Raw genomic sequence first — 3,430 nt, forward strand, 5'->3', positions numbered from 1 at the left:
CGCAGGATCGACGTCCTTTGAGCTTAGGCCGTAGCGACCGCCTACGATAACGGGCTGATTTTTGCGTCCGTAAAACGCCGCCTTGACATCCAGATATAGCGGCTCTCCTAGGCTTCCAGGCTCTTTCGTGCGGTCTAGCACGGCGATCTTTTCTACCGTCTCAGGCATCACGTCAAAGAGGTATTTTAGGCTAAACGGACGGTATAGATGTACCTTTAGCACGCCTACTTTTTCGCCCTTTGCGCGCAGGTGATCGACCACTTCTTCGAGAGTTTGCGTTACCGAACCCATCGCGACCACGACGCGCGTAGCATGCGGATCGCCGTAATAATTAAAAGGACGATAATCGCGTCCCGTGATTTTTGAAATTTCTTTTAGATACTCGGCCACGATATCGGGAATCGCATCGTAGTAGCGGTTAGCTAGCTCACGCGTTTGGAAATAAATATCGTCGTTTTGAGCCGTACCGCGAGTTTTAGGACTCTCGGGACTCAGCGCTTCGTCTCTAAATTTTTGCAGCGCCTCACGGTCAAGAAGCCTATCAAAGTGCGCATAGTCAAGCACCTCGACCTTTTGTATCTCGTGGCTCGTGCGAAATCCGTCAAAAAAGTGCAAAAACGGCACGCGACCCTTTATCGCCGCTAGGTGCGCGACGCCTGCGATATCCATGACCTCTTGCACGGAGCCGCTTGCTAGCATAGCAAATCCCGTCTGGCGACAGGCATAAATGTCCTGATGATCGCCAAATATAGAAAGCGCCTGAGCCGCGATAGAGCGCGCGCTCACGTGGATGACGCCGGGTAGTAGTTGACCTGCGATCTTGTACATATTTGGGATTTTTAGAAGTAGACCTTGCGAAGCCGTGTATGTAGTAGTTAGCGCGCCCACTTGCAGCGAGCCATGCACGGTGCCCGCAGCTCCGCCTTCGCTTTGCATTTCGACTACTTTAACGGGCATGCCGAATAAATTTTTCTTACCCTGAGCCGCCCACATATCGGTGTAATCAGCCATCGGCGAGCTAGGAGTGATCGGGTAGATACCCGCAACCTCCGTAAATGCATAAGCCGCGTGCGCCGCAGCCTCGTTTCCGTCCATAGTTTTCATTATTTTAGCCATTTTTCCGCCTTAAATTTTCTTACGATTTTTAAAAATCTTTTATTATAGAGCTAAATTCCAAAATCTATCATTAATCCGCCGCTTTACATTTTCAAAAATGATTAAATTTAATAATCCAAAGCCCCAAATTTGAGCTACAATCAAAAAATATTTGACGGCCGATTTTTATAAATTTGCTAAAATTTATCCGCTAGCCGCGTTTTTCGTCTTATGCCTTTGCACTGCAGCGATTGAAAATAGCACGAATAAAAATCATGCAGGCGAAGCAAAACCTGCGACAGACTACCGCGAGGATATGCGCCGCTTCGTCATCACCATCTCGCAATACGGCAAAAATTTGATAAAAACTTCATCGTCATCCCGCAAAACGGGCTTGAGCTCATTACCAATGACGGCTCAGCTAGCGGCAAGCTGCAGCAGGACTACCTAGGCGCGATCTCAGCTGTGGGTGCCGAGTCGCTGTTTTACGGATACTCATATGACGATGAGCCTACTCCCGCCGACGTAAGGAATACATGGCCTCCTCTACGCGCAAAACGGCGTGCGGGTGCTCGTTACCGATTATTGTTCCACCGCGAGCGACATAGACGCCTCGTATCGGCGCAGCAAAGAAAACGGTTTTCTTTCTTTTGCAGCCGATAAACGCAACCTGACCGCCGTTCAAAAGTATCCGAACGCTCCGTATAACGCAAACGCCAAAGATATAAAAACGGTTGCAGACGCCGAAAACTTTTTGTATCTGATTAACAGCAAAAAATTTCTACAAAACGGCAGCTTATCGTTGCGCTCAAAAATACGGATTACGATATGGATTTGTTTCACTTCGTAAAAGCCTACGCCGAGTCCGAAGTAAGGGAGCTCAAAATAAAACGCAACGGCGGGAAGCGGCTCGTGATCTACTATATGAGCATAGGGGGGCGGAGGATTACCGGTATTATTGGAATGGCGCCTGGAAAACAGGCAAGCCCAGCTGGCTAGCATAGGAAAACACGCACTGGAAAGGAAATTATGTCATCAAATATTGGAATGCGGATTGGCGAAAAATAATTACTGGAAACGATGGCTCGTATCAAAAAAATTCTTAACGCGGATTTTGACGGCGTTTAGCTTGATATAATCGATGCGTTTGAGTACTTTGAAAAAGAGCGCGCATAGTTAAGTCAAATTTGCCTTTTTCTTATGAGCTTGCGACAAATTTGACTTAATTTTGACCCCGCGAGCGGCCAAATTTTAACCGCAGCAAAATACCAAAAAACAATAGTTTAGTAACCTAAATATGTGCTTTGGTTGCTAAATTTAACTAGCACGGTAGCAGGCTAAGCTCATCTGCCGGCTATAAATTTAACCGCTTCAAATGCATTTTGAAAGATCAAATTTGAATGCTCGCGCAAGTCAGCCTCCTTGCCGTAGCCGCAAACTAGCCCGACGCCCGCGATACCAGCACGCTTTGCCGACTCCAGATCCATCGTCGTATCGCCGACCATAAAGGCGCTCGCCTTATCTTGCGCGCTCGTTTTGCCTAGGCGCTCAAGAGCCGTGTTTATGGGCTCGGGGTCTGGTTTTGGATTTACTACGTCGTCTCTGCCGATCACGATTTTGATAAATCTCATGACGCCCAAATGCTCAAGTAAAATAACCGAAAATTTCGACGTTTTTGTCGTCACGGCGCCAACGTCCGCGACCTCGCTAGCAAGTGCCAACGCAGCCGCCGCACCCTCAAGCAACGATGTTTGCTCCAAAAAAATCTGCTCGTATCGCGCCTTGTATGCTGCGATATAATCAGGCACTAGCTGCGTCGGCGCACCGAGCCACGCAAACATAAAATCAAGCGGATGGCCGACTAGAGCTTTGACGGCCTCAGGGTTTGGCGCGGATTCTCCGTGAGCGAGAAATGCCGCGCCAAATCCGTCAAGGATAGCAGGCGTCGAGTCGATGAGTGTACCGTCGAGGTCAAAAAGTATGGTTTTTTTCATTTTACTTCTTTCGTTTTTTATTTTGATGTTGCAAATTTGGCGGCATTTTCAAGCCGAATTAACGTTTTAATAAACTTTGATTTTACTTTTTGTATTTTAAAATTTGCCTTAAGATAGCTTTTTGTAAATTTTTGATTTTTAAATTTATACTTTTTGGCTTTGGACTAAATTTTATGCGACTGCACTCTAAGACGCCGAAATTAAGGATTTGTTAAAATGTTTATGCTGTCAAATTTGACTTTAAAATATGAATTAGATTTTAAATTTAACGAAAGCGGTGAAATTTAATTTGGCTCAATTAAACTTAAGCGGATTTTCTCTTATCAATTTCAATAGTTTCT

The 3,430-nt window shown here is 46.1% G+C and carries 4 protein-coding genes and 1 pseudogene; 2 read left to right on the plus strand and 3 right to left on the minus strand.

The features are described from left to right. Positions 1 to 1,116 (minus strand): annotated as a pseudogene (locus tag Q0546_RS01920) (pyruvate:ferredoxin (flavodoxin) oxidoreductase); the annotation flags it as partial. A gap of 151 nt (positions 1,117 to 1,267) precedes the next feature. Here Q0546_RS01920 and Q0546_RS01925 point away from each other — a divergent pair. Then, entirely contained in the window at positions 1,268 to 1,546 is a 279-nt protein-coding gene (locus Q0546_RS01925; RefSeq protein WP_298790023.1) for a hypothetical protein, read from the plus strand. Positions 1,547 to 1,606: 60 nt separating this feature from the next. Here the strand turns inward: Q0546_RS01925 and Q0546_RS01930 are convergent, their stop codons facing one another. After that, complete coding sequence (locus Q0546_RS01930) at positions 1,607 to 1,780, minus strand: hypothetical protein (protein WP_298790025.1); 174 nt, start codon at positions 1,778 to 1,780, stop codon at positions 1,607 to 1,609. 143 nt (positions 1,781 to 1,923) lie between these two features. Between Q0546_RS01930 and Q0546_RS01935 the strand changes: the two genes are divergently transcribed. Beyond that, the gene (locus Q0546_RS01935; RefSeq protein WP_298790027.1) at positions 1,924 to 2,094 is read left to right on the plus strand and encodes a hypothetical protein; all 171 of its coding nucleotides are present in this window, start codon (positions 1,924 to 1,926) and stop codon (positions 2,092 to 2,094) included. Positions 2,095 to 2,438: 344 nt separating this feature from the next. On the opposite strand, the gene Q0546_RS01940 is transcribed toward Q0546_RS01935, so the two are convergent. Beyond that, positions 2,439 to 3,089: an HAD family hydrolase gene (locus Q0546_RS01940; protein WP_298790029.1), complete on the minus strand. Its 651-nt coding sequence runs from the start codon at positions 3,087 to 3,089 to the stop codon at positions 2,439 to 2,441. Positions 3,090 to 3,430 lie beyond the last annotated feature (341 nt).

This window comes from uncultured Campylobacter sp., from assembly GCF_937997465.1.
Lineage (GTDB): Bacteria > Campylobacterota > Campylobacteria > Campylobacterales > Campylobacteraceae > Campylobacter_A.

Bases quoted from the DNA above. Each gene is read 5' to 3' on its own strand.
- Q0546_RS01935 (WP_298790027.1), top strand. From the start codon at position 1,924: ATGGATTTGTTTCACTTCGTAAAAGCCTACGCCGAGTCCGAAGTAAGG.
- Q0546_RS01940 (WP_298790029.1), bottom strand. From the start codon at position 3,089: ATGAAAAAAACCATACTTTTTGACCTCGACGGTACACTCATCGACTCG.